Source organism: Kaistella sp. CFF1-2 (genome assembly GCF_059509915.1).
On sequence record NZ_JCAKLF010000002.1, the window covers coordinates 507,486 to 531,220 of the forward strand.

Sequence of the window (23,735 nt, forward strand, 5' to 3'; positions counted from 1 at the left end):
AGGTTTATTTTATTGTGGCGATCATCAAAGAAAAAAACTTGAAACCATGGTTTCTCATTGCTTTTTCGTTGATTGTTTTGGGAATGGCTTTGTCCTATCGAAAAAAACACCGTTTGCATATCGAATTGAAACATGAAGTGCATTACGATTTATTCGTTTGGTTTTTGATAGGAAGTTTTGCGACCTATTTTTTACAGTCTACTCTTGGTTTAAATACAGTTTTTGCAGCAGGATTGGTAGGTTTTACGGGAAGTTTTACCCGACATATTAAGTATCAAATGAAATCGGCGGCGCATTGGCCAATTGCCATCTACTGTGGCGCTTTTGTGGGCATGACGCAACTTCCATATGGTTATGTTTTTATATTTCTTTCAACGATTTTAACGGCGGTATTTTACACGTTTTCGCATCATTATTTCCATGGAATTGGCGGTAAATTGGGAACTTTAGCATTTATGGGCGTTTTGTACGCGTATGTAATCTATAAATTCTTTTTGCCATGGTAGAAACGTTAATCATCAATATCGTTTTGTCCATTTCTGGAGCTTGGTTAACCTATCATTTAAACAAAAATTTAAAATTAGGTCCCGTTCGAGCTTCAGGTTTGATTGCCATGTTGGTTGGCGGATTTTACCAATTTAACACGTGGTTTTGGCATTTTGATTTACCAAAAGATATTCCGTTTATCGTGATTGGATCTACCTTCATTGGAATGATTTCTTCGAGGAAACATTTTAAAAATTTCAATTTATTTATCGCGCCAATTATTTTCACGTTGATTTATCAAAATATTTCAAAAGAATTTAAAGGCTTTGGTGGTGCACTCGGAACGGCAGCTTGTATTTCTTTGGTTGTCACCATTTATTTACGATCACTTCGACCAATTAAAAAAATGATTCGCCCATTTCGAAAGGTGAAAGTGGGCGTCATGCGTAGGAAATCATAAAAGTATTTATTTCAGGAAGTTTTATTTACTTTTGAAAAAAAATAACATGATTCCCGAAAGCATTCTTAACCATATTAAAACCTACAAAGAAAACAACCAAATTACGGACGCTGCCGATTTTTTACTTCGTTCGTATTCTTTGGAAAGTGATCAATTAAAAGGTTTTGAATTTCGAGAAGACGAGCAACCAAACTACATCGTTCTTACGACGGAGGGAAATTTTAATGAGCCTCAAATTATCCGAATTCCTAGAAATTTATTCAATTTTAAATTGGAAATCGTTGTTAATCTGATGGCTCACGAAATGCTTCACGTGAAACAAAAAACAGAACAGCCGAATGTTCTAGATAAAAATGAACGGGAGTGGCAAGCCTATTACGAAAATCTTTTTCACAAAATTTTCCCTCAAGTTCCTGTAGCTCCATTATTTAATCAAAAACAATTTGCTGAAAAAGCACTCGAATATTATAAACGAATGGGTGAAGGGAGTGAACTTCAAGCGAAATATGCGACTCAAAAAGAGGAAATTCTTCGTCGTTATGACGAAATTCTAGTAGCTCGTGGAGAGAAAAAACAGGAAGAACAAATTCAGGAAGCCAAAGCTAATAGTGCAGAAATAATGCGTATTAAACCGGAAATCTCTTGGTCAGATTTTGAGAAATTGGATATTCGAGTAGGAACGATAGTCTCTGTATTGGATTTTGAAAAAGCCAAAATGCCCGCTTTCCAGTTGGAAATTGATTTCGGTGCACTTGGAATAAAAAAATCATCGGCACAAATCACAAAACTTTATCAAAAAGAAGATTTAGTTGGTAAACAAGTACTTGCGGTTGTGAATTTCCCTAAAAAGCAAATCGCTAATTTCTTTAGTGAATGTCTGGTTCTCGGATTATATGGTGAAAATAAAGAAGAGGTGGCTCTCATCACCCCTTCTATTCCTACCAAAAACGGAATGCAATTGGGGTAAAAAAAATAAAAACACAAAATTTCGAAAAATGATTAATACAATTCCTATCGAACGAGTCTTATTCCTTGATATTGAAACGGTTCCACAATACGGGGTTTGGGAAGATTTATCTGAAGATGAGCAAAATCTTTGGGATAAAAAAACAAAACGCCAACGAGGTGATGATGTGGATGCGTCTGATTTTTATCAAGATCGTGGTGGAATCATGGCCGAATTTGGAAAAATCATTTGTATTTCTATCGGTATGATGGAAAAAAATGAAAAGCTAAAAATAAAGAGTTTCTATAATGATGATGAAAAGCAATTGTTGATTGAATTTGGCGAGTTGTTTAATAGTCTACGTATGCGAGATGTGATTCTTTGTGCGCACAACGGAAAAGAATTTGATTTCCCTTGGATTGCTCGTCGCTATTTAATTAACGGCATGCAACCTCCTTCTCCATTTCAACTTTATGGAAAAAAGCCGTGGGAAATTATGCATATTGACACGATGGAATTATGGAAGTTTGGGGACTATAAAAGCTTCGTTTCATTAGAGTTACTCGCGCATGTTTTCGGAATTCCAACACCAAAAGACGATATCGATGGCTCGATGGTTTCATCTATGTATTATATAGAAAAAGATTTATTTAGAATAGTTCAATATTGTGAAAAAGATGTCTTAACTTTGGCCAATATTTTCCGGCGTATGCGACAGGAAGATTTACTCACTCGATTTTAACTTGTTTTTGCAGAAAATTTCTCACGAAAAAAGCCTGCAACAGAAAGAAAAAATGAAATATACAGACGATCAGATAGCAGATATTGGCGATAATATTATTAAGGTTCTCAAAACCGTTTACGACCCTGAGATCCCTGTTGATATTTATGAATTAGGACTTATTTACGATGTACAAATCTCGGACGATGGCGATGTTAAAGTAATAATGACACTTACAACACCCAATTGTCCTGTTGCAGAGTCGCTTCCTGCCGAAGTTAAAGAAAAAGTAGGCATGGTAAAAGATGTGAATTCTGTTGATTTAGAACTTACTTTTGAGCCCTCTTGGACCAAAGATATGATGAGCGAAGAAGCTCGTTTTGAACTCGGAATGTTATAAATAATTGAAATAGAAATGCGTTCGGCGGGAGCTTTGCTCCCGCCGAACTTTTTTTTAAACCTCTTTTGCAATAGGTCGATCCGTCCTACTCCACTCGCTCCAAGAACCAACGTATAAGTTCGGAACTTCAAAACCTGCAGCTGTTAAAGCCAAAATCGTATGACAAGCGGTAACTCCTGATCCGCAATGGATAATTAGTTTCTTGCTTTTATCTTTTAGTAATTCGGAATATTTCGATTTCAATTCTTCCGCAGAAAGAAAACGACCATCACTTTGTAAATTCTCCGAAAACGGAATATTAATCGCACCAGGAATATGTCCAGCAATTAGATCGATTGGTTCGCTATCACCTCGATATCGATAGGCATCGCGAACATCAATAACCGTAGCTGAATTCTCTTTTATGTTATTTTCAACCTCTGAAATCGAAGTGATTGGAAGCCTCCATTCTTTTCGGTTGGAAAGTTTTCCTTTTTCCCATTGAGGTTTTCCAGATTCCATAGCAATTCCATTGGCTTCCGCAGCTTGGAATCCGCCATCTAAAACATACACCTCATCAAAACCAAACGCTCTCAGCATCCACCAAAGTCTTGCTCCCGCATTCGCTCCCAATTTGTCATCATAAACCACGAAGGTGCTTTCATCATTCACTCCCGAATTTTCTAAAGTTTCTTGAAATGTCTCTAAAGACGGCAAAGGATGCCTCCCACCAATCGATGCATCAACAGGAACTTCAGCTAAATCTCGGTCCAAATCCAAAAATCGAGCACCTTGAATATGTTGCTTTACAAAACGTTCTTCGGCATCAGCGCCAACTCGCGCATCAAATACGACCAAATTAGGGTTGCTTCGTAACGTTTTAAAATCGTCTATCGAAATAATGGGACTTTTCATACGTATAATTTAAAACTGAAAAATATCTTTCGCCTTATTATAAGCGCTTTCGAAATTTAGTAGATTGAGTTTGTTTTCTATTTTTTCTGCCGCCATAAACGTAATCACCTTTTCCGTAGGCATATTTCCAACCAAATCATCTTTCGCCATTGGGCAACCGCCAATTCCTTTAATCGCGCTATCAAATCTTCGACAACCTTCTTCATAAGCTGCTTTCAGCTTTGGAAAAGAATCTTCGTATCGATTATGAAAATGCGCTCCAAAATTAATATCAGAATATTTTTTGGGAATTTTATTGAACAAAAGATGAATGCTTTCCGTTGTTGCAACTCCCGTAGTATCAGAAAGTAAGATATTTTTAATTCCAATTTCTTGAAAACGTTGTGCCCACGTATCAACTTCTTCCCATTTCCACATTTCCCCATACGGATTTCCAAAAGCCATGGAAAAATAGACATTCAAAGTTTTACCAGAATCCGAACACATTTTGGAAATTTCTTGAATTTGCGTAAATGCTTCTTCCTGGTTTTTATTGGTATTTCGATATTGAAACGTCTCGGAAACAGAAAATGGAAAGCCTAAAATATCCACTTTATCGTGAGAAATAGCTTTTTCTGCACCGCTAATATTTGCAACAATCACAGAAAGTTGAGTCGCAGAATTGCTTTTATCAACATGATCCAAAACCTCCGCAGTATCTGCCATTTGAGGAATTGCTTTGGGTGAAACAAAACTTCCACAATCCAAAACATCAAAATTAACCGCCATCAACGCATTGAGATAGTCTATTTTCTTTTGGGTTGGGATAAGCTCGTGCCAGCCTTGCATCGCATCACGAGGACATTCGGTAAGAAACATCTTAATTTTTTCTTTAAAGATAATCATTTCCCCAAAAACCCGATGAAAAGGAACAAAAATTCCAAGAGAGGATTGCATTATCGCATTTTTATACCTCTTAAATTGACTATAAAACGTAACTTTGTTAGACTATTTAACAATCAATTTATTTTTAAAATACAGATTATGGTGACTATTGATTTCAACCATGAGTGGAAAACCAAACTGCTTAATCGTTTCATTTCTTACGTAAAAATCTACTCTACGAGTGATCCCGAAAGCGAAACAACTCCATCAACACCTCAGCAATGGGATATTGCCAATTATATTTTTGAAGAGCTAAAAACTTTAGGCTTAGAAAACGTTTCTATGGATGACAAAGGCTACATTTATGCCTATGTTCCGTCAAACTTAGAAAACGATACTGATCCTGTTATTGGATTTATCGCCCACTACGACTCGTCTCCAGATTTTAACGGTAAAAACGTAAATCCACAAATTTGGCCAAATTATGATGGTTCCGATTTACTATTGAATAAAGAAACAGGTTTTACCCTTTCACCTTCTCGTTTCGAAAGTCTAAAAGAATATGTTGGTAAAACATTGATTACAACAGACGGGACCTCACTTTTAAGTGCGGATGACAAAGCGGGAATTGCCGAAATTGTTACCGCTGCTGAATACTTACTTGCACATCCTGAAATAAAACACGGACGAATCGCAATTGGATTTACGCCTGATGAAGAAATTGGCCGCGGAGCGCATCATTTTGATGTGAAAAAATTCGGTGCAGAATGGGCATATACGATGGATGGTGGAAAAGTTGGTGAATTAGAATATGAAAACTTTAATGCGGCTGGTGCTGTTGTTAAAATTCACGGTTTAAGCGTTCACCCAGGGTATGCTTATGGCAAAATGATTAACGCCGCTTTGCTTGCAGCAGAATTTGCACAAATGCTTCCTACGAATGAAACCCCTGCTACAACGAGAGGTTTCGAAGGTTTCTTCCATTTAATGGACATTAACGCAGATATTTCCGAAGCAAAACTTCAGTACATTATTCGTGATCACGATGATGCGAAATTTGAAGGACGAAAAAATCAAATGCTAAATGCGGTTGCCGAATTCAATAAAAAGCACGGCGAAAATACGGCTGAAGTCGAAATCAAAGAACAATACCGCAACATGAAGCAACAATTTGAGGGCAAAATGCATATTGTAGATATTGCTGCTCAAGCGATGCGCGATGCAAATATTGAGCCCGATATTAAAGCTATTCGTGGTGGAACGGACGGAGCTCAACTTTCATATATGGGTTTACCATGTCCAAACATTTTTGCGGGTGGAATTAACTTCCATGGACCGTACGAATATGTGGCATTGGAAAGCATGGAGAAAGCTGTCGAAGTGATTTTGAATATTGCGAAAGCGGTGAAAAAGCAATAGTGTTTGACAAAAATTAATGAATTGAAAAGTTGATCGAATTTCGACAAACCCATTTCTTAACAGATTAATTATCATAAATTTAAAATAAATTTTCAGTAAAAATACATCAAAGATTAATAACAGGGAAAACGATTGTAAATAAAGGCTTTACAATCGTTTTTTGATTTTTTAGTAATGAAGAAAAAGGCAGAAAAAAGCGAGGTTAGGCAAAAGTAAGGTTACTAAAACGTTACTTTCGAGTATTAGAAACAATTGTTTTAAAATGCTGTATTTCAGCTTTATGCATAGTTTTTCATATTGTTCCGTAGCTCACATAGGTTTAATTTTATCATTAAGAATTGTGAGTATGGAAACGACAAAAAAATCAACGTTTAAGGTTCTTTTCTACCTTAAAAAGAATGCCCCGAAGAAGAACGGGAAAGTTACGGTTATGTGCAGAATTACCGTAAACGGTAATCAGTCTGCATTCAGTACAAAGCTGGATATTTCTGCATCAAATTGGGATTTGAAGTACGGCAGGGTTTTAGGAAAAAGCCGAGAAGCCCAAGATGTGAACGGCAAGCTTGATAAAATCCGTTTGGGCATTGAGGAATGCTATTCCAAAATTCTGAAGAACGAGGGGGCTGTAAACAGTACTAAACTTAAAAATGCCTTCCTCGGTATGGAAAGCGGAGAAATGACCTTTTTCAAGTTCTATGAACAGTTTCTTTCCGACTATGAGAAAAAGGTCAATAGCGGGCTTCGGGTAAATGGTACACGAAGTAAGTATAAAACACTATTAAGACATCTTCGTAATTTTGTACTTACAAAATACGGTTACTCCGATGTGTCTTTTAACGACCTTACTCCTGATTTTGTACAGGACTTTGATTACTACCTACGTGATGACCAAAGCTTGACACATAACACGATTTGGCTGTATATGATTGGCTTTACCACACTTTGCCGATTGGCAATGAGCAGAAAGCATCTTGCTTTTAATCCTTTCAGCGAGTACAAGAATACCAAAAAGGACAAAGACAGAGGTTATCTGTTGCGGAACGAGTTGGAACAGCTTGTAACGTTCAACTGCGAGAAAAAGAAAGACGAATTGGTTAAAGACCTGTTTGTTTTCAGTTGCTTTACTGGTCTTTCCTATTCAGATATGAAAGGGCTTAGAAACAGCAATATTCAGGATTTCTTTGACAGTAACCAGTGGATTATCATACGTAGGAAAAAAACAGCCACATCGTCAAACGTGATGCTGTTGGATATTCCCAAAATGATTATCGAAAAATATGCAGGATTTTCAAAGGATGGAAAGGTATTTCCTGTACCATCAAATACAGTCTGTAATGATAGCCTAAAGAGAATATCCCAACAGATTGAATGCCTGAAAGAAAAGAAAGTTACCTTTCATTTAGCACGCCATACGTTTGCCACGCTGTTTTTGAGCGAGGGCGTTCCGCTCGAAAGTTTGAGCAAAATGTTAGGGCATAAAAACATTGCTACCACACAGATTTACGCAAAAATTCTTAATGAGAAAGTTGGAAAGGATATGCAAAAGGTATCGCATAAGTTTAAAAGTATGGAAAGCTCTTTTGTGGTTCAACTTTAAAACTAATAATACCATTGACGAAAGCCAATGCTGTTTTTGCATTGGCTTTTTTGTATTTTAGCTATCTACAAATAACATCTCACATTAGTTAAACAAGACCAACCTATTTAGCTGTATTGCCTAGATTTTGTGAGAGTTATATTTACAATAATTAAAACAATATGATTGAAGTATGTTGACATATAACGAACGTATCGAATTAAGGGAAAAGTTGGCTAATGGAGAAATTTCATTAGAACTTGCCAAAGAACTATATTGGAAGGATTATAAAGAAGGACAACGGTCGTGGCACACAAAAGATTGGAAAGAAAGGCGAGCTAAAATTCTTAAAGAAAAATGCGAAATATGCGATAGTACAGACACATTAACAATTCAGCATCTTTCTCACCCCAAAAAATATTCCGACTACGAAAGAGAAATAACAAGAAAATATACTCAAATTTTCAAAGAAACTAATTCTGACCTTGATAAATCAGAATTTAAGAAACATATTGTAAAAAACTATGATTACATAGCTGTTCCCTTATGTCCAAATTGTGGAGACAACCGTCCCAACAAAAGAGTAAGAAAACTACCTCAATATCGTTGTGCAGTATGCAAACACGAGTTTGATCAACCAGTTTATAAATCGTTAGAAGAACTAATCACAATATTTTATACGGATGAGGAAGCTCTTGATGTTCGAGACAAGTGTTTTGTTTCAAAAGACAAATGGAAAAATACCCACAATTTATCAAATATAAAATATTGGTTTCAAAGAGAAAACGCTAAAACCAAAAATGAAGAAATAATTGGAAAAGAAGCATTTTTACTCTACTTAACTGACGACATAAAATATCTTTCATTTGAAGACACGATAACCGCATGTAGAAGATGTGCTTCTAACTATGACTTAAAAAATATGGAGTTATGTCCTAATTGTAAAGTACATTACAAAGGCATTCAGTATCCTACTTGCATACAATGCTTGCCAGAAGACAAACGAAAAGCTGCATTAGAAATGGTTGAATTTGGAAAAGAATGGCGGGAAATGCACGATAAACTTGGAATTTAATCCCCTACACGTTTATAAAACACCACAGCGCACTGCTTGAAGCAGTGCGCTGTTTCTTTAATTGACTGATACGGTTACAGTTTCAGACAATCGGCTAGCGCTGATAGTTATCTTCCAACACCTTGATAATATCGCTTTCACGGAAAAGAATTTTCCGTTCGAGTTTGATAAAAGGTATCAGTCCGTCATCTCTGTACTGTTGCAACGTCCGTTTGCTGATGTGTAACATCTCGCAGACCTGTTCGCCTGAAAGATAAATTTCCCCTTGCAATAAAGGGTGGAAATATTCCCTGATATACAGCAGTTCATTTTTGATACCTACCACAGCTTCGAGCAGGGCAAGCATATCTTCGTTTGAATTTCCAATCTGTTTCATTTCTTTTGCTTTTTTAATGGTCGCTCTCCCTGCATAAGTAACTCCACTTCGGATAATCTGAAATACGTTTTCCGATTGATTTGCGTTGCTCCAAGAATGCCTTTTGCCCTATACGTCTGCAACGTTCTTTTGCTGATGTTGAGCAATTGGCAGGCTTCCTGTTGGTCGAGCCATTTAGTTGCCTGTTGCAGTGCTTTGTAGGGTGTAGTCATTTCCGCTATCAAATTGGAAACTTCCTTAACTTCCCTATGCAATGCTTTCAAAATCTGAATGTCTAAAACTGTTATTTCCATATCTGCATCATTTAAACCTCTAAAATAAAAGCTATTCACATAGGTCATTTTAATGTTGCATCCGATGGCGGTATTTGGCGTACAGTTGCCAAATACTAGGCTATAATCCTAACTTTGGTTTCTTACTTTTAGGACGAGACTGTTGCGTTATGATTGTATTGTCCATTTTTAAAGCAGGCTTTTTATAGGTCTGTATAGCCTGATTTTTTTCTTCATTTTTGAAGTCCGAACGGATAAGCGTTTTTGTCGCACCTATTATGCTTTCAGGTTCGGAAGTCTGTTTTTGTTGTTCAGTACGTTTTCCCCCGAATAGCCTGTTCCAATCTATTAAGCCTTTTGCTTCCCTGAACTGACGTTTTAAATTAGCGATGAAATTGGAAATCGGGTCGCTCTTCTTATCAACCTGTATCAAAGGACTATATTCTTTTTTTCTGATTTGTTCTTTCTCTTTCTGCTCTTTGTCAGGTATTACTTTTTGTGCCATAGGTTCAAAATTTGCACCCAATATAGAACACAAGGGAATGTGTTGTTTTCATTTGGCATTATGTGGCAGTATTTGGCTTATGCTGGCACAATATGAATAGAAAGTAATCCTCAAAACACTTTAAATTTTCCTCGCAAAGCCCTCACACATTTAAAGAGTTTTGTAAGGATAAAGGAAAGCATACAAAAAACATCCTATCCTTAGCCCTTACGTGTTTTTTATACCCTTTCTTTGATTGGAATTGATTAAAAAAAGAATAACAAAGGGAGCAAAGATAAGGCGGACAGCCACCGCACCACCCAACCAAAAGACTACGGCATAATGGCAGGGCAAATATGGTGGCTTCGCCGAGTTTGTTGTGTGCCCTGCCACCCTTCGGGACTTATTCCGTTTCCTTTTGGTTTTTCCGCCTGTCCCCCTTGTTAAAATGGCTTTCTTTTTTTTCTGTTTTTTTCTTTTGGAAAATAATTTTAAGAGGTAGAAACGTACCACCCACCACGTATAGTTATCAAAACAACGGTTTGTGTTTCTCGTTATAGATTTCGCTAATCAATTCCCCAAACTCCTGAAAGTGGTATTCGATTATGTTGTCCAGATACGCATAAATCGTCAGTTTGTCGATGCCCATAATATTTGTAAGCCTGTTAAATGTTTCGTGGTGTTCCTGCCGTACATACACTGATTTCCCCCTGCTTGCCGTTGTCGTGGGAATTTTGAAGAACCGTCCGCAGTAGTCCTCTTTGGTCAGCTTCTTTGGCTTGTAAATCATCCTTCTTGTATTACTCGCAGGTGTTTTTGTGTTTTCCGTTTCAGTTTCCGAAGGTTCTTCGCCTGCCATTACACGCATAATAGCTTCCTCATCTACTTTGGGTTTGACAAAATCTTCCCGATGTGTTACTGCCTGTTGTTCCGTGAAAGATTGTTTATTTTCATCAGTTATGAAATTTTCAATAGAGAAATCCTCTTTTTCGGGTTGCTGATTTTTGTTTTCTTCGTGTATCATATCTGTCATTTTTAATATTATATCCAATTAGCTGTTTGGTTAACTAAGCAATCAGCTGTATATACAGTTGTATCTATGTAACTACCTATCTACCTAAGCACCTGCAGACCCTTAATTGGTTAGTTCATTAACTCAAAAATCTGCAATTCGTCTGCATTCAATCACGCAGATTTACTGTCGGGATTTATGCTGTTTTAGTTACTTCCTTAAGGATATAACCAATCAGCTAGCTAGCCATATACAAAGGAAATAAAAGCAGTCCCAATCTGCTTTAAGGTGGTATTCAGTGGCATCATTTGGCGTTCATTGTCATTGTTGTAAATAGCTGTTATTCAAATAGTCTTACCGAAATTTGTAATGGAAGCGATGGGTTTTCCCTGCTAACTACAATCCGTTTGCAAAACGGATTTTTCTGAACCCTTGTTCAGAGCAAGTTATCTCTTGAGGTCCTCGAAATAAATTTCAGCATCTCAAGAGCACTTGCCCTTGCAGGGGGCAGGAAACGGCTCCGAAGTCGCTCGTTTATGTAAAATTAAAAATGGATTATTATGGAAGAAAAAAACAGAAAACAGATTAAGAAATCAGGAAGAAAACCAAAGATTGACCCTGCGGTAAATCGATATTCCATCAACCTGAACGCAGAGGACAATGCCAAATTTCTTGCCCTCTTTGACCAATCAGATATGAAAGTAATCGCCCATTTTATTACCGCCTGCATCTTTCAAAAGACCGTAAAGACCGTAAAGATTGATATGGATGCAATAGAATATCACGAAAAGTTGACCCGATTTTTTAGCCAGTTCCGAGCAATCGGAACAAATTACAATCAGATTGTGAAGATATTATACCACAATTTTTCGGAGAAAAAAGCAGGAACCTACCTTTTTAAATTGGAAAAAGAAACCATAGAATTGGTACAAGTTACTAAAGAAGTCATCCGTTTGACACAAGAATTTGAAGAAAAACATCTGAAAAAAGAGTAAAGTTATGATTGCAAAAATTGGAAAGGGAAGCAATATGTATGGAGCGATTTTGTACAATCAACAGAAAGTAGATAAAGAAAACGGAGCAGTTCTGCTCTTGAACAAGATACCTGACACAGTTGACGGCAAGTATTCCGTAGCCTATTTTAACAAATGCTTTGAGCCGTATTTATCGGCAAACATCAAAACGGAAAAGACGGTACGCCATATTTCGCTGAACCCAGATCCTGCGGATAAGGTCAGTGATGAACAGTTTACAGAAATGACTCAGGAGTATATGGAGCGTATGGGTTACGGCAGTCAACCTTATATTGTTTTCAAGCATACGGACATTGACCGAACGCATATCCACATTGTTTCAACCTGCGTAGGTATTGACGGAAAGAAAATCCCCGATGATTACGACCATCCACGCTCAATGTCAATCTGTCGGGATTTGGAAACGAAATACAATTTGCATAAGGCAACCGAACAAGAGCAGAAACAGGGCAATAAAGTTTTTAAACCTGTTGATTATCAACGTGGAGATATAAAGAGCCAAATTGCTTCGGTAGTACGGCGTTTGCCAAAGTATTACAGCTTTTCAACTATGGGAAGCTACAATGCTTTGCTATCACTTTTCAACATTACAGTAGAAGAAGTCAAAGGCGAACGTAACGGTCAAACTGTAAATGGATTGGTCTATTTGGCATTGGACGAGAACGGAAACAAGGCAAGCAATCCGTTCAAAGCATCGCTATTCGGAAAAGATGCAGGGATTGCACAGCTTCAAAAGCATTTTGAGCAGTCCAAAGAGAAAATGAAGACCAATCCTGCAAGGTCTGTTCTGAAAAATACGGTGGAGCTTGCCATACATACCACAAGCAACGAAACAGATTTTAAAAAGCAGTTGACTGAGCAGGGTATTAATACAGTTGTAAGACGTAATAGTGAAGGACGAATTTACGGTATGACCTTTATTGACCACGAAAGCCGTAGCGTTTGGAACGGCTCACAATTAGACAGAAACTTATCGGCAAATATGTTTAACGATTGGTGGAACGACGGAAATAAACCCGAATTTAAATTACAGGATAGCCTTGTTTCCAATACCAACACGATAGACCACCAACCAACGAAAGACCTTTTTGAGTTTCTCTCACAGGAACACTCTCCTAAATTCGATTTGGGATTATTCAGCTTATTACCCGATGCACAGGGCGATGACTACGAGGAAGAACAGTTTGCTAAACAAATGAAGAAAAAGAAAAAAGGGAGAGGGTTGAGATAGTATGAATAATAAAGGTAAAAAAACACATATACTAGTGGTTTAAACAATATTTTTTATAAATTTAATCCATGTCGGAAATGAAAAAAATGGAACATAATGCAGGTCAAATTCTACGAATCGGATACTTTACTTAAAAATTATATATTGATGTTCGCCTACGCAGAGCTTTCTGTAAACGAGCTTTCAAAAACAAAATTTTTACCTGATAATGCCACCTCGCTTACTTTGTTTCTAAACCAAAATCCTTTAGTAACAGATTATTTCACAGGCAATACCGTTAATTACAGAATAGCTTTTGCAGGACAGCATTCCAAATCCGTGCTTTATACATCTAATGAGAACATCCGAATTATAAATATCGATTTTCTACCTTGGGGAGCTTACTCCGTTTTTGGACTAGAACAATCACAGTTTCATAATATCACCGTAGATGCTACCGAATTATTTCCGGCATTAAAAGATTTGTTGCCCGATTTGGAAGCTCATTTGCACGATGATGAGTACTGCATGCGGATTTTGGAAAAATTTCTGATTGCCGAACTGCAAAAACGGTCAAAAACAACTGACGAACGTATCATTAAAGTCAGCCGGGAAATTACAGAAAAATCTGGGAATGTGCCGATAAAGGAAATTTGCAAAAAAGTGGATATGTCACATTCTGGGCTAACCAACCATTTTACGGAAATTATAGGTGTTAACCCCAAATTATTCGGACGTGTTGCCAGGTTTACTGCCGTTCAAAATTTTTTGGGAGAAAATCCCAATGCAGGTTGGTCAGATATTGTACACCAGTTTGATTATTTTGATCAAAACCATTTTATCCGTGAATTTAAACAGTTTACCGGAGCTGTTCCAAAAGACCGTAGAAAATGGGAAGCTTTGTTCAATCCCCTGAAGAAAGCCATAGAAGAAGGTTTTGAAACCGATGCCGAACAAATGAAACGTTACCGGAATGCTTCCCTATATCAGATTTTGCATTACATTAGTCCAGAACATTAGTATTTATCGTTTCCCTTATTCATTATACACATTCAATCATTTTATAGGACAGCACACTCAATTTAATATTTTTGAAGTGTATTTTACCGTATTTTTGAAGAAATACTTTTCATTCGGAATTTGTATGAACAAATAATTTTCACAATGATTATAAAGGCAATAATATTAGACGATGAAGAAAAGGGAACTTCTCTTTTAAACCATAAGCTTGCAAATTTTTCAGACAAATTAGAGGTTGTAGCCATTTTCAATGAACCCGAAAAAGCTTTGACTATTATTAAAAATTTAGATATTGATGTTCTTTTTCTGGATATTGAGATGCCCAAAATCAACGGCTTTCAATTTTTGGAGCTCTTGGGGCAATTTAATTTTGAGGTTATTTTCGTAACTGCTTACGATGCCTATGTACTGGATGCTCTTCGCAACGATGCGTTGGATTACCTGATGAAGCCTGTTGATCCCGAAGAATTGGAAGCAGCCATCAACAAGCTTGAAGAAAAAATCAGCAAAAAAGCTAACATACAGCAAAACAACAAGAAAGACAACGGGAAACTGTCTTTAGCTACCGCCGAAGGAATTTATTACATCAAAAAAAGCGATATTATCACCGTTGAAGCCATGAGCAATTACAGTATTTTCCATGTCGTTTCTGGAAATAAGATTATTGTTTCGAAAACGCTGAAAGAATACGAAACGATACTTTCAGAAGACTGTTTTTTTAGGGTCAACCGCAGTGCGATTGTCAATTTGGAATATGTTGTAAAATTCCGAAAAGGCGATGTTTTGGAACTTGCAAATGGTGCAGAAATTGAAGTTTCTTCTACAAAAAAAGCAATGCTACTTGAAAAACTGGCGTAAACTTTCGCATTCTAATATTCCGTAACGTTTAATCCTACTTTCTTTCTTCAATTTTTGGTAGACGCAGCAAAGAAATACAACCTTTTTCCCCTAAAGTGGCACGGTCAATAATTTCAAACGAGGCTTGCGTATCAGGATAATCGCTATTCAGAATCTCGATGCGATCTTTTATAGAGGACAGTCCAAATGATTTATTTTTGTATCCCGGTGTTTTCACTTTAGCGTTGCCCAATCCTGCTCCGTTATCTATCACTTTTATTTCGATGTGCTTGTCGGTTTCTGTTGCCGTAACAAGTAAAGATGCTCCCAGCTCCCGTTCGTATCGCAAACCGTGAAGTATAGCATTTTCTATGAGGGGCTGTAACATCATTGGAGGAATGAGATACTGGCGTAGATCCAGTCCTTTTTCGACCTCAAAGCGGTAATCGAAATGTTTGCCAAAACGAATATGCTCAATATCGGTGTAGATTTTGTTGACCTTCCATTCGCTTTCCAGTGTAGAAAGCGGCTGTGTCGAGTTTTCCAAGATCATACGGCTTAGCTTTGCAAATTTTTGTACCAGTGAACGCGCCTTTTCGGGTTCGCTCTCTACAATATATGCCTCTATAGAATTAAGAACATTAAAAATAAAATGCGGATTCATCTGCGAACGAATAGCTTTCAGCTCGCTTTCTGTTACCTTATTTTTTTGAAGTAGTTCTTCAGCTTCTTTTTCTTTCAATTTATTTTCTGTTTTCAGCTGTTGCAAACGGTTTTTATTCCACCAAAGAAAAAACAGCAATCCGGCAACGAGTATTCCAATGAATCCGTACAGCCAGAATTGTTTTAGCTTAAGTGTGGCCAATTCATTCTCTTGTTGCAGACTTTTATTCTTATTCTCTGCCAATGCTTTTTCCTGAGTAGTTATTTTTAGTTTTTGGGTGTTTTCAGCGTTTTGCAATTTTTGGTTTTCCAGTTCGGCTGATTGTAATTTTTGTTCTTGCTGCGTTTTGGCTAATTCGTTTTGATTAAGCTCATTCAACAAGAGTTGTTGCTGCAAATTCAGGTTATGTACAATTTGCTGGTGCTTGTATTGCTCTTCTTTTTTATCAAAATCATACTGCATTTGCAATCGTGTCAGCTTTCGGGTATTATCCTGATTAGATATGCTATCTGTCAACAGTTTGCTGATTTGATAATATTTTTGTGCGTTATCCGGTTGATGCAGGTAATTGTAAATTTTCATGAGCTGGTCGGCACTTTCTTTCTGCACGTCGATAGATTTCACCTCTTTCCCTGTAGAATAAGCTTCTGATGCCAGTTTTTCTGCTTCGCGGTAGTTCTTGGTTTTGAAATAAAAATCTGACAAACCTATTTTACTAACGGCTTGACTTTTTGTGTTTTTAGTTTCTGTCGTTACCTCGTACGCTTTGCTGAAATAATAAAAGGCAGAATCGTTTTCGTTCAGATTGTTGTACCCGCTACCCAGATTGTTGTATATCTGCGAGAGCAATGTTTTATTCGCTTCAACCCCATTTTGCGCCAATGCTTTGTGCAGAAGTTCGTTCGATTTTTTGTAGTTCTTTTGTTTCTCATAAACCAGTGCCAGATTATTATAGTTTGTAGCCAAAACATTTGCCATAGCCGGTATTTTGCTAAAAAAGCGAATGTTATCTTCCAGATGATGTTTTGCAAGATCAAAATCATTCATTTGCAGATAAATAGCAACAAGATTATTTTTTATCAAATGGATTGTTGGCTCGTCTTTGAGCGATTCTGCGATTTTCAGTCCTTGGTTCTGTGTTTCTAATGCTTCGGGTAGTTTAGATTGCATAATCTGCGCATTGCCTTTTGTTGCCAGAATACGGGGCATTTGCGACTGTACATTGTATTTTTTTGCCAATTCGTAAGCCTTTTGTGTAACTTTTTCTGCTTGTACAAATTTTCCTTGATAGAATAATGATGCTCCTTTTAGACGCGAAAGACTTACTGTTATGCTGTTATCATTTTTGCGTTGAGCTGCCAATATAAGACGATCTATTTTGGAAGTGGCTCCGGCAGGATCGGCAAGTATATTTTTCTCCAATGCCGAAATCAGTTCGCTGCTGGATGTAGAAGATGTCTTTTGTGATGTATAATTATTTATTAGCGCATCAAGGTTATTTTCCTGAGCCAAGGCAGACAAGGAAAGACTACTGAATGCAATAATAAGAATAAGCTTATAAAAAGATGGCATTGGCTAAATGTTTATGTTTCAGGTAAAAATAGTAAATATTCAATATATAATCTAAATCTTCCCTTGTTGAACACGATTACTCACTCATTCAGTTTTGCGCTTTACTCATTTGGACAAATTTGCTTTGATTTTCTTGTTTCATTTGTCATATAATATGAATTGAAAATGGAGAATGGAGCGTTGAAAAGAATAATAACATCGAAATTCTAATTTGCGATTTTATGCTATTTTCTGATTGCTCGTTTTTCTATTTTTCAATTATTTTTTAACGGTAAAAAATGAGATTATGAAAAAATGTAAACTGTTGAACATATTGTTTTTAATGAGCTTTCTGTTCTTATTATCCAATTGCTCAAGCGATGATAACAACGAACCGGAAATGCCGGTAAACAGCGATGTAAAAACCAAAGCAGGCACAACAAACGGTGCGGCCTACAAGGTTTTCTATAAGGAAACTAACCAATCTAGTACCCGTAAAGGTATTATCATCCTTGCTGTAGGTGATGGCGGCAATGAAAATGATGCCACGTTGAATGCTCAATGTGCCGCTTTGGCAGATAAAGGATATGTGGCAATTACCACTACATACAGAACCAATTCGGAATATTATGCAGGGTTCAAAGAAGATATGGAACAGATTATTACCAAAGAAACTGCAGCTTTTGGTATTGCAAGAAATAAAGTGGTGCTGGGCGGATTGTCACGAGGAGGAAATCGCCTGCATGGTGCTGTTCTTCCTGCAAACCCACAAAATAACAGCTATCCCATAGAAGGTATAAAAGGCGTTATTCTCGAATGTGCCGGTGGCGATTATTGGAAAGGCAGAGGAATACTTTATCCTGTACTGTTTATGAATAATAAGGTTGACGATGCGGTACAGACACCCGATGCCGAAACTTTTGTAAACGGTTTGCAAGAGAACGTTAATCCGGATGTGAAGGATAAAAGCAAAACGCTTATCATTCCGGGATCTGGACATTGCACAAACGCTAATCAATACAAAGATTTTATAGTAAACAATATAGATAGCTGGTTTTAATTGAAAATGGGGAGTTAAAAAGCAAAAATGATATTTCTGCTTCCAAATTTAACCTTTAAACTAATTAGAAATGAAAAAAATAACAAAACTTACATTCATCCTCTTCGCATTTACGCTGTTGTTTACAGCGTGTAGCAAAAGTGACGACGACACACCGCAACCTGAACAAGTTGCCAAGGAAATCACGGCAGAGGAACTTGAGAACTATATTATAGTCGAAGAATATCTGCCCAAAGCATCAGAACAGGCCACAAGAGGAGACAAGCCGATATTGCTAACGACATCTATAGGAAAAGCAGTTAACTTTAACTCGTATTATGTAGATAGTCAAGATGCCATGGGCGGTTTTGGAGACGATTTTTTAAAACTAACTTATGATGCAAATACAGGTATTACTTCTATGCGTACAACCTTCGGATATTATGATTTGACCCGAGATGCATCCGGACAAATTGTGGTCGTAAAATCACGTTATACCGAAAATAGTGTTTGGGCTATAAGTAAATATTTTGACTCGCAATACATACAATTGGTAAAACGAACGCATTCCATCTATGACAATGCATCTTACAAAAATGTAACAGGTAGTGGATATTATCGTTTTAGAGTTTATGAAAACAAATGGCGTTGGAAAGAAAATGCCGCACCTACTTATCCAGAATTAACCTGGTCATATTCGCGAGTCAATAATAATATTTGGCGTGGAACAGACAACGGAACGGCACAGTATAAAAATCTTTTTATCGCACTTCCTAAAGGCAACGGTTGGAAAGGAGAACACAAAGACAAAGATTTGTTGCTGATCAGCACTATGGGTATGGGTAATGGTTCTTATAGAGCCGTTGGCGATATTGGTATTTATGAAGTGAATAATTAAAAAAAAGTCTGAACTATGATTGGTAAGATTAAAAGGTGAACAGGGTTTGGAAAGAAAAAATCAAGGAAATCACATCAAGCTAATCAAGGTTCTGACAAATAACACATTAAAAAAGAAAAAAATGAAAAAGCTAACAAAACTAACATTCGCAATCCTCGCATTTACGCTGTTGTTTACCGCGTGTAGTAAAGATGATGACCCACCGCAACCTGAACAAGTTGCCAAGGAAATCACGGCAGAGGAACTTGAGAACTATATTATAGTCGAAGAATATCTGCCCAAAGCATCAGCTTCTGCTGAACATGGAGACAAGCCAATATTGATAACAGCATCTGTAAACAGAAATGTGACTACAAATCATTTTAGTACGGCCATAAGATATGCTTTCGTAACAAATAATACTCAATCACAAACAACTTATGATGCAAGTACTGGTATCACCTCTATAAAGACGGTCTTTGGATATTATGATTTTACCCGAGACGCATCCGGGCAAATCGTAGTCCTAAAATCCCGCCATAATGACAATAGTACCTATTATATAAGTAATATGTTTGATACACAACACATACAATTGGTAAAACGAACGCAAGCATCCTACGACAACACATCTTACAAAAATCTAACAGGTACTGGCTATTATCGTTTCAGAAATAGTGATAACAAATGGCGTTGGAAAGAAAATGCTGTGCCTATTAATGTAGAAATGACCTGGACATACTATAAAAGCAATAATAATGATTGGCAAGGACGAGACGGCGGATCTGCACAATACTACAACTTGTTTGTAATAATACCAAAAGGCAACGGCTGGAAAGGACAGCACAAAGACAAAGATTTGCTGCTAATCAACACCATGGATAATATTGGCTTTAGATCCGTTGGCGATATTGGTGTGTATGAAGTGAATAATTAATCAATTGACAGTGGACAATAATAATAAAAAGCCACAGTACTTGTTCTAATTTTCAGGATACACAGATGATAAAAAAATCAAGAAAAAAAAGTAATATCTGTACACCCGTGGCAATCTCAAATTATTTGTATCTCATAAAATGAAAACGACTATCATAATATTAAGCACATTATGCCTATTGGCTTTTCACACGCTTTCAGCACAGGTTGTAAATGTACAAGAAGCCATCAAAAATGCACCCAAAGAAGTGCCCGATAAAGTCAGCTTTGTAAAAAAGGAGAATGGCAAAACTATATCCAGCAAAACGATTACATATTCCTATGACAGAGAAGGACGGCTGACCGAAATCAAATCAAACACAGATGATTATACCTTTAAATACAGCTATGCCACACAAGAATATGTATTCGGGTCGAATGAAAGAGTAAGCAGCATCACCGTCATTTTTAAGAATAATAATTATGTAAAAGCAGATTTTACCTATAATAAACTTGGTGAATTGTCTAAAATAGTTCGCAGTGGACAAGAACGAGATGCTTTTGAACTGTATTATGACAAAGGTACTTACACTTGGAAAGATAAAAAAGGACGAACGAATAAACTAAAAGTAGATGGGTACAAAATCACAGAGCATCTTGTTGGTGGCGATGCCTTTCTATTTACCTATGACAAGGGAAAAAACGGAATTGAACATATGCTAAAGCCAATTACGCTAACGACTTATATGGCAATGGAATATTACAACACCGATTTCTACAGCAGTGGCTTTTTACAGTGTATTATGCCACAGCCTCTGAAAAGCATCACCGACCCTCGCGAAAATGGGAAAATCTACACTTTTTCTAATACAAAAAGTTTATACACCTATCTGAAGGAAAGTAGCGTGAAAAATGGCACCTATCTCAACACTTGGAAATTTACCTATCGGGAACCGAAAACAAATCTTAAAATCAACCCGAAAGTGTTGGAAAACAAAAAAGTTGATAAAATAAAAGTATTGAAATAATGAAGAAATATATCATCATTGGTTTAGTGTTATCGCTATTTTCTTGCGGAGAAAGCCAGAAAACAGAACAATCAGACACAGCGACTGAACAAACTACAACTGTCGAAAAAGCCGCAGAAGAAGCCGACATCAACGGCAAATGGCAGATTACAAACGTTTCAGGCGGACCGGTAAAAATCTACCCGTCAGGCAAAAGCAATCCGGGAATGGAAATTGATTTTAACCCGATATGGAAAGGAGGAACCTATGAATTTACCAACGGAATTTGCTTCCTTACTCTTCCAAACACGCCACAAGACCAAATTGGCGGTTACAAAGTAAAAGGCAATACCATTATCTTTGACAATACCGAGGGCGAAGAACAGCAAATGACATTCACCCTTGACGGCAATACGATGACCCTCACAATAGATTCGCAAGTCTATCAAAAGCTCATCGCGCAGAAAAGCAACGGACAGGTAGAAATGGACATCAGCAGTCCGCTTGTCTTTCATTTGAAAAAGTAATTCATTATCAACTATCAATTGTCAATTACAAGAAACTTATAAAATGAAAAATTTGATAAAAATAGTTCTTCCTATTCTCGCTCTTACACTTGCATCCATAGCGTGCAGTAAAGATGATAGCGATAATGACAAAGAATTTTCACAAGAAAATCCCTTAACTTCTTTTTTGCAAAAGTCTGGTTTTGATGAATTAATTAATAATTACGAATTAGGTGCATATGGCGAAATAGGATATAAATTCAAACCAAAGGTGAAGGGTACGATAAATGCTGTCACCCTGAAAATTCCAAGAGATAGGACCAATATACCCGTTACCATTTGGGATGCAGAAACGAGAGCTATTATCAAAACAGTGACCATTCCAATTGTAAAAGCCAACATTGAAGCCACTCAAAATATTCAACCAATAGAAATATTACCTACCAAAACGTATATCATCAGTGCTAATAACACGAGAAGTTATTATGAACGGATGAAAGCAGAGCAATCTGATATTCGATACCCGATTGAAGCGGGTAACATATCAGTGCTTGGTGCAAACTATATGTTTAGTAGAGATATTCTAGGTCCAACTTTTCCAGAAAATGGTGAGGAGTTGCGTTATCTTTATGGTGACGTTAGTTTTGTATTCCAGCAGACAAATTACTGATCAGTAAGGATGAAAACATTATTTTTTTTAATAACGGCACTATCATTCAAAACTGCAATGGCACAGGAAAAAGGAATACCATCTTGTTTTCAGAAAAAGATTGCCGAAAGCAAGGGTTATCTGGGGCTTTACCTTGCCGAAATAGAGGGCGATACTTTATATTACCTCGAAACGCCTCCACTGCCAGGAGCGGATCGAATAAATGTTTCAACCTTTTATGATGAAGATTGCAATGAGGTAAACAAATCTGCTACGGGAGGTATCACCGGAAGACCCAAAGGCTACAAACCCTACAAGCTGATCGAAACGTTGTGGGAAAAAGAAATTTTTCCGATCAAAAGCTTCTCACAAAAGAAACAAAAGTTTGAATATCTCAATAGCTACAATCTCGTTTCGCCATTCAAATTTGCAGACCATCAGACATTTTATTTTTCGTTTAAAGATGGTTTGCAATTGATTAATAACGGAAAAATAACAAAAACCTACAAAATCATTCCGCAAAAATTGGTACATTACAGTTCGTACGAGGGTATGACTGATCCTACCGAAAATATACCTGCCAATGCCTGGTTGTTTAAGTACAATGAAGGTTATTGGTTGCTCGTAGCTTCAGATAGAGGTTACTTTAATTTATTTGAGACCGATAAAGAAGGGAATAGAATCAATAATAGAGCATGGATCTCCTTAGCACATTTAGAAAAATAAATATGGTAAGAAAAACAGTAGCAGCAGGTCTCTTATTTTTAATTTTTGCCTGTACAGAACAAGAAAAAAGAAATGCAAAATCAGAAGTTGCGGACACAGAAACTACAATACAAAATGATGATATTGCAAATGAAGCACGAGAATGGCTTGTGAAAAATAGCACTAACTATTTTGCGACAGAAGAACTCGGCTCGTTTGATAGTTTTATGCAAAAAATGACAACAGCAGAATACTACGAATACAAAACCGATGCTACCAACGTAGATTTGGAGATAGATGGGAGCCTGACCGAAACACAGTTTCACGAAAAATGGAAAAATAAATTCGACACATCGAAAGCAGGTATAGGCACAGGTTTTCTGATTTCCGGGCAAGACTGGGATAAAATAGAATTCGAAAAATGTGACCTTATTTCTACGACACAAAAAGGATTTTTGTTTGATGTTATCTTAAAAGACGAAACATTCCAATCAAAATACCCAAGTAAAATACTGGTTGTACATTCGGCTGATGGTTACAAGATAGCTGATGTAGTCGGTGAATATTGAATCTCATAATGTATAAGGTGTTTTTATGCTGTGATTCTTTTTATTATATAATTTGTATAAAAGCAAAGCAATAAGCACCGTTACCAAATCGTTACCTGACTTTTTTGATAATCTTTACAAAAGCTTAGTATTCAACCGATACAGCTTTTTCCTGAAAACTTTAAAAT

General features: G+C 36.9%; 27 protein-coding genes. 20 read left to right on the plus strand and 7 right to left on the minus strand.

Going from position 1 to position 23,735, the window contains the following annotated elements:
* The first annotated feature begins 38 nt into the window (after window positions 1-38).
* The 5 genes from AC5XHR_RS07445 (at window position 39) to AC5XHR_RS07465 (ending at window position 3,013) form a co-directional block, all read left to right on the plus strand.
* Window positions 39-506 carry a hypothetical protein gene (locus AC5XHR_RS07445; RefSeq protein WP_495950150.1) on the plus strand — a complete coding sequence of 156 codons (468 nt, stop codon included), beginning with the start codon at window positions 39-41 and terminating at the stop codon, window positions 504-506.
* On the plus strand, window positions 500-946 hold the full coding sequence (locus AC5XHR_RS07450) for a hypothetical protein (RefSeq protein ID WP_495950151.1): 447 nt from the start codon (window positions 500-502) through the stop codon (window positions 944-946). The genes AC5XHR_RS07445 and AC5XHR_RS07450 overlap by 7 nt, the downstream gene beginning before the upstream one ends.
* A 619-nt stretch (window positions 947-1,565) precedes the next feature.
* The gene (locus AC5XHR_RS07455; protein ID WP_495950501.1) at window positions 1,566-1,913 is read left to right on the plus strand and encodes a tRNA-binding protein; all 348 of its coding nucleotides are present in this window, start codon (window positions 1,566-1,568) and stop codon (window positions 1,911-1,913) included.
* A 28-nt stretch (window positions 1,914-1,941) separates the two neighbouring features.
* Window positions 1,942-2,634 carry a ribonuclease H-like domain-containing protein gene (locus AC5XHR_RS07460; RefSeq protein WP_495950152.1) on the plus strand — a complete coding sequence of 231 codons (693 nt, stop codon included), beginning with the start codon at window positions 1,942-1,944 and terminating at the stop codon, window positions 2,632-2,634.
* A gap of 52 nt (window positions 2,635-2,686) precedes the next feature.
* A complete protein-coding gene (locus AC5XHR_RS07465; RefSeq protein WP_495950153.1) occupies window positions 2,687-3,013 on the plus strand; it encodes an SUF system Fe-S cluster assembly protein in 327 nt (108 codons plus the stop codon).
* Between the two features lie 54 nt (window positions 3,014-3,067).
* On the opposite strand, the gene AC5XHR_RS07470 is transcribed toward AC5XHR_RS07465, so the two are convergent.
* Window positions 3,068-3,907, minus strand: a complete 840-nt coding sequence (locus AC5XHR_RS07470; protein ID WP_495950154.1) for a sulfurtransferase — start codon at window positions 3,905-3,907, stop codon at window positions 3,068-3,070.
* 9 nt (window positions 3,908-3,916) lie between these two features.
* Entirely contained in the window at window positions 3,917-4,765 is an 849-nt protein-coding gene (locus AC5XHR_RS07475) for a hydroxymethylglutaryl-CoA lyase (RefSeq protein WP_495950502.1), read from the minus strand.
* Window positions 4,766-4,930: 165 nt separating this feature from the next.
* Here AC5XHR_RS07475 and pepT point away from each other — a divergent pair, with 165 nt between their 5' ends.
* The 3 genes from pepT to AC5XHR_RS07490 all read left to right on the plus strand — a co-directional run bounded on the left by pepT (window position 4,931) and on the right by AC5XHR_RS07490 (window position 8,841).
* Window positions 4,931-6,190, plus strand: coding sequence for a peptidase T (gene pepT / locus AC5XHR_RS07480; protein WP_495950155.1), 1,260 nt, complete (start codon window positions 4,931-4,933; stop codon window positions 6,188-6,190).
* Window positions 6,191-6,536: 346 nt separating this feature from the next.
* Complete coding sequence (locus AC5XHR_RS07485; RefSeq protein ID WP_160367553.1) at window positions 6,537-7,787, plus strand: site-specific integrase; 1,251 nt, start codon at window positions 6,537-6,539, stop codon at window positions 7,785-7,787.
* 172 nt (window positions 7,788-7,959) lie between these two features.
* Entirely contained in the window at window positions 7,960-8,841 is an 882-nt protein-coding gene (locus tag AC5XHR_RS07490) for a hypothetical protein (RefSeq protein WP_495950156.1), read from the plus strand.
* A gap of 94 nt (window positions 8,842-8,935) precedes the next feature.
* Here the strand turns inward: AC5XHR_RS07490 and AC5XHR_RS07495 are convergent, their stop codons facing one another.
* The 4 genes from AC5XHR_RS07495 to AC5XHR_RS07510 form a co-directional block, all read right to left on the minus strand.
* The gene (locus AC5XHR_RS07495; protein WP_160367555.1) at window positions 8,936-9,217 is read right to left on the minus strand and encodes a helix-turn-helix domain-containing protein; all 282 of its coding nucleotides are present in this window, start codon (window positions 9,215-9,217) and stop codon (window positions 8,936-8,938) included.
* Window positions 9,214-9,558, minus strand: a complete 345-nt coding sequence (locus AC5XHR_RS07500) for a helix-turn-helix domain-containing protein (protein ID WP_246163252.1) — start codon at window positions 9,556-9,558, stop codon at window positions 9,214-9,216. Before AC5XHR_RS07500 ends, AC5XHR_RS07495 begins: the two co-directional genes overlap by 4 nt.
* A gap of 52 nt (window positions 9,559-9,610) precedes the next feature.
* Window positions 9,611-9,994, minus strand: coding sequence for a hypothetical protein (locus AC5XHR_RS07505; RefSeq protein WP_160367556.1), 384 nt, complete (start codon window positions 9,992-9,994; stop codon window positions 9,611-9,613).
* A 508-nt stretch (window positions 9,995-10,502) separates the two neighbouring features.
* Entirely contained in the window at window positions 10,503-10,997 is a 495-nt protein-coding gene (locus AC5XHR_RS07510; protein ID WP_160367557.1) for a DUF3408 domain-containing protein, read from the minus strand.
* Window positions 10,998-11,545: 548 nt separating this feature from the next.
* Here AC5XHR_RS07510 and mobA point away from each other — a divergent pair.
* The 4 genes from mobA (at window position 11,546) to AC5XHR_RS07530 (ending at window position 15,107) form a co-directional block, all read left to right on the plus strand.
* Window positions 11,546-11,980, plus strand: coding sequence for a conjugal transfer protein MobA (gene mobA / locus AC5XHR_RS07515; protein WP_495950157.1), 435 nt, complete (start codon window positions 11,546-11,548; stop codon window positions 11,978-11,980).
* 4 nt (window positions 11,981-11,984) lie between these two features.
* Window positions 11,985-13,250 carry a conjugal transfer protein MobB gene (mobB, locus tag AC5XHR_RS07520; RefSeq protein ID WP_495950158.1) on the plus strand — a complete coding sequence of 422 codons (1,266 nt, stop codon included), beginning with the start codon at window positions 11,985-11,987 and terminating at the stop codon, window positions 13,248-13,250.
* 96 nt (window positions 13,251-13,346) lie between these two features.
* Window positions 13,347-14,249, plus strand: coding sequence for a helix-turn-helix domain-containing protein (locus tag AC5XHR_RS07525; RefSeq protein WP_160367560.1), 903 nt, complete (start codon window positions 13,347-13,349; stop codon window positions 14,247-14,249).
* 144 nt (window positions 14,250-14,393) lie between these two features.
* The gene (locus AC5XHR_RS07530) at window positions 14,394-15,107 is read left to right on the plus strand and encodes a LytR/AlgR family response regulator transcription factor (protein WP_495950159.1); all 714 of its coding nucleotides are present in this window, start codon (window positions 14,394-14,396) and stop codon (window positions 15,105-15,107) included.
* Window positions 15,108-15,141: 34 nt separating this feature from the next.
* Here AC5XHR_RS07530 and AC5XHR_RS07535 read toward each other — a convergent pair whose 3' ends face one another.
* The gene (locus AC5XHR_RS07535) at window positions 15,142-17,322 is read right to left on the minus strand and encodes a tetratricopeptide repeat-containing sensor histidine kinase (RefSeq protein ID WP_495950160.1); all 2,181 of its coding nucleotides are present in this window, start codon (window positions 17,320-17,322) and stop codon (window positions 15,142-15,144) included.
* A gap of 286 nt (window positions 17,323-17,608) precedes the next feature.
* On the opposite strand from AC5XHR_RS07535, the gene AC5XHR_RS07540 reads away from it, so the two are divergent.
* From AC5XHR_RS07540 to AC5XHR_RS07575, 8 genes are all read left to right on the plus strand, one after another.
* Window positions 17,609-18,361, plus strand: coding sequence for an alpha/beta fold hydrolase (locus tag AC5XHR_RS07540; RefSeq protein ID WP_495950161.1), 753 nt, complete (start codon window positions 17,609-17,611; stop codon window positions 18,359-18,361).
* 70 nt (window positions 18,362-18,431) lie between these two features.
* Window positions 18,432-19,238 (plus strand): hypothetical protein, encoded by an 807-nt coding sequence (locus AC5XHR_RS07545; protein ID WP_495950162.1) that lies wholly within the window; start codon window positions 18,432-18,434, stop codon window positions 19,236-19,238.
* 121 nt (window positions 19,239-19,359) lie between these two features.
* Window positions 19,360-20,154, plus strand: coding sequence for a hypothetical protein (locus tag AC5XHR_RS07550; protein ID WP_495950163.1), 795 nt, complete (start codon window positions 19,360-19,362; stop codon window positions 20,152-20,154).
* 139 nt (window positions 20,155-20,293) lie between these two features.
* A complete protein-coding gene (locus AC5XHR_RS07555) occupies window positions 20,294-21,160 on the plus strand; it encodes a hypothetical protein (protein ID WP_495950164.1) in 867 nt (288 codons plus the stop codon).
* Complete coding sequence (locus AC5XHR_RS07560) at window positions 21,160-21,666, plus strand: lipocalin-like domain-containing protein (RefSeq protein ID WP_495950165.1); 507 nt, start codon at window positions 21,160-21,162, stop codon at window positions 21,664-21,666. The genes AC5XHR_RS07555 and AC5XHR_RS07560 overlap by 1 nt, the downstream gene beginning before the upstream one ends.
* Before the next feature lie 43 nt (window positions 21,667-21,709).
* Window positions 21,710-22,315 (plus strand): hypothetical protein, encoded by a 606-nt coding sequence (locus AC5XHR_RS07565; RefSeq protein WP_495950166.1) that lies wholly within the window; start codon window positions 21,710-21,712, stop codon window positions 22,313-22,315.
* Between the two features lie 57 nt (window positions 22,316-22,372).
* Window positions 22,373-23,020, plus strand: a complete 648-nt coding sequence (locus tag AC5XHR_RS07570) for a hypothetical protein (RefSeq protein ID WP_495950167.1) — start codon at window positions 22,373-22,375, stop codon at window positions 23,018-23,020.
* A gap of 2 nt (window positions 23,021-23,022) precedes the next feature.
* Entirely contained in the window at window positions 23,023-23,568 is a 546-nt protein-coding gene (locus AC5XHR_RS07575; RefSeq protein WP_495950168.1) for a hypothetical protein, read from the plus strand.
* Window positions 23,569-23,735 lie beyond the last annotated feature (167 nt).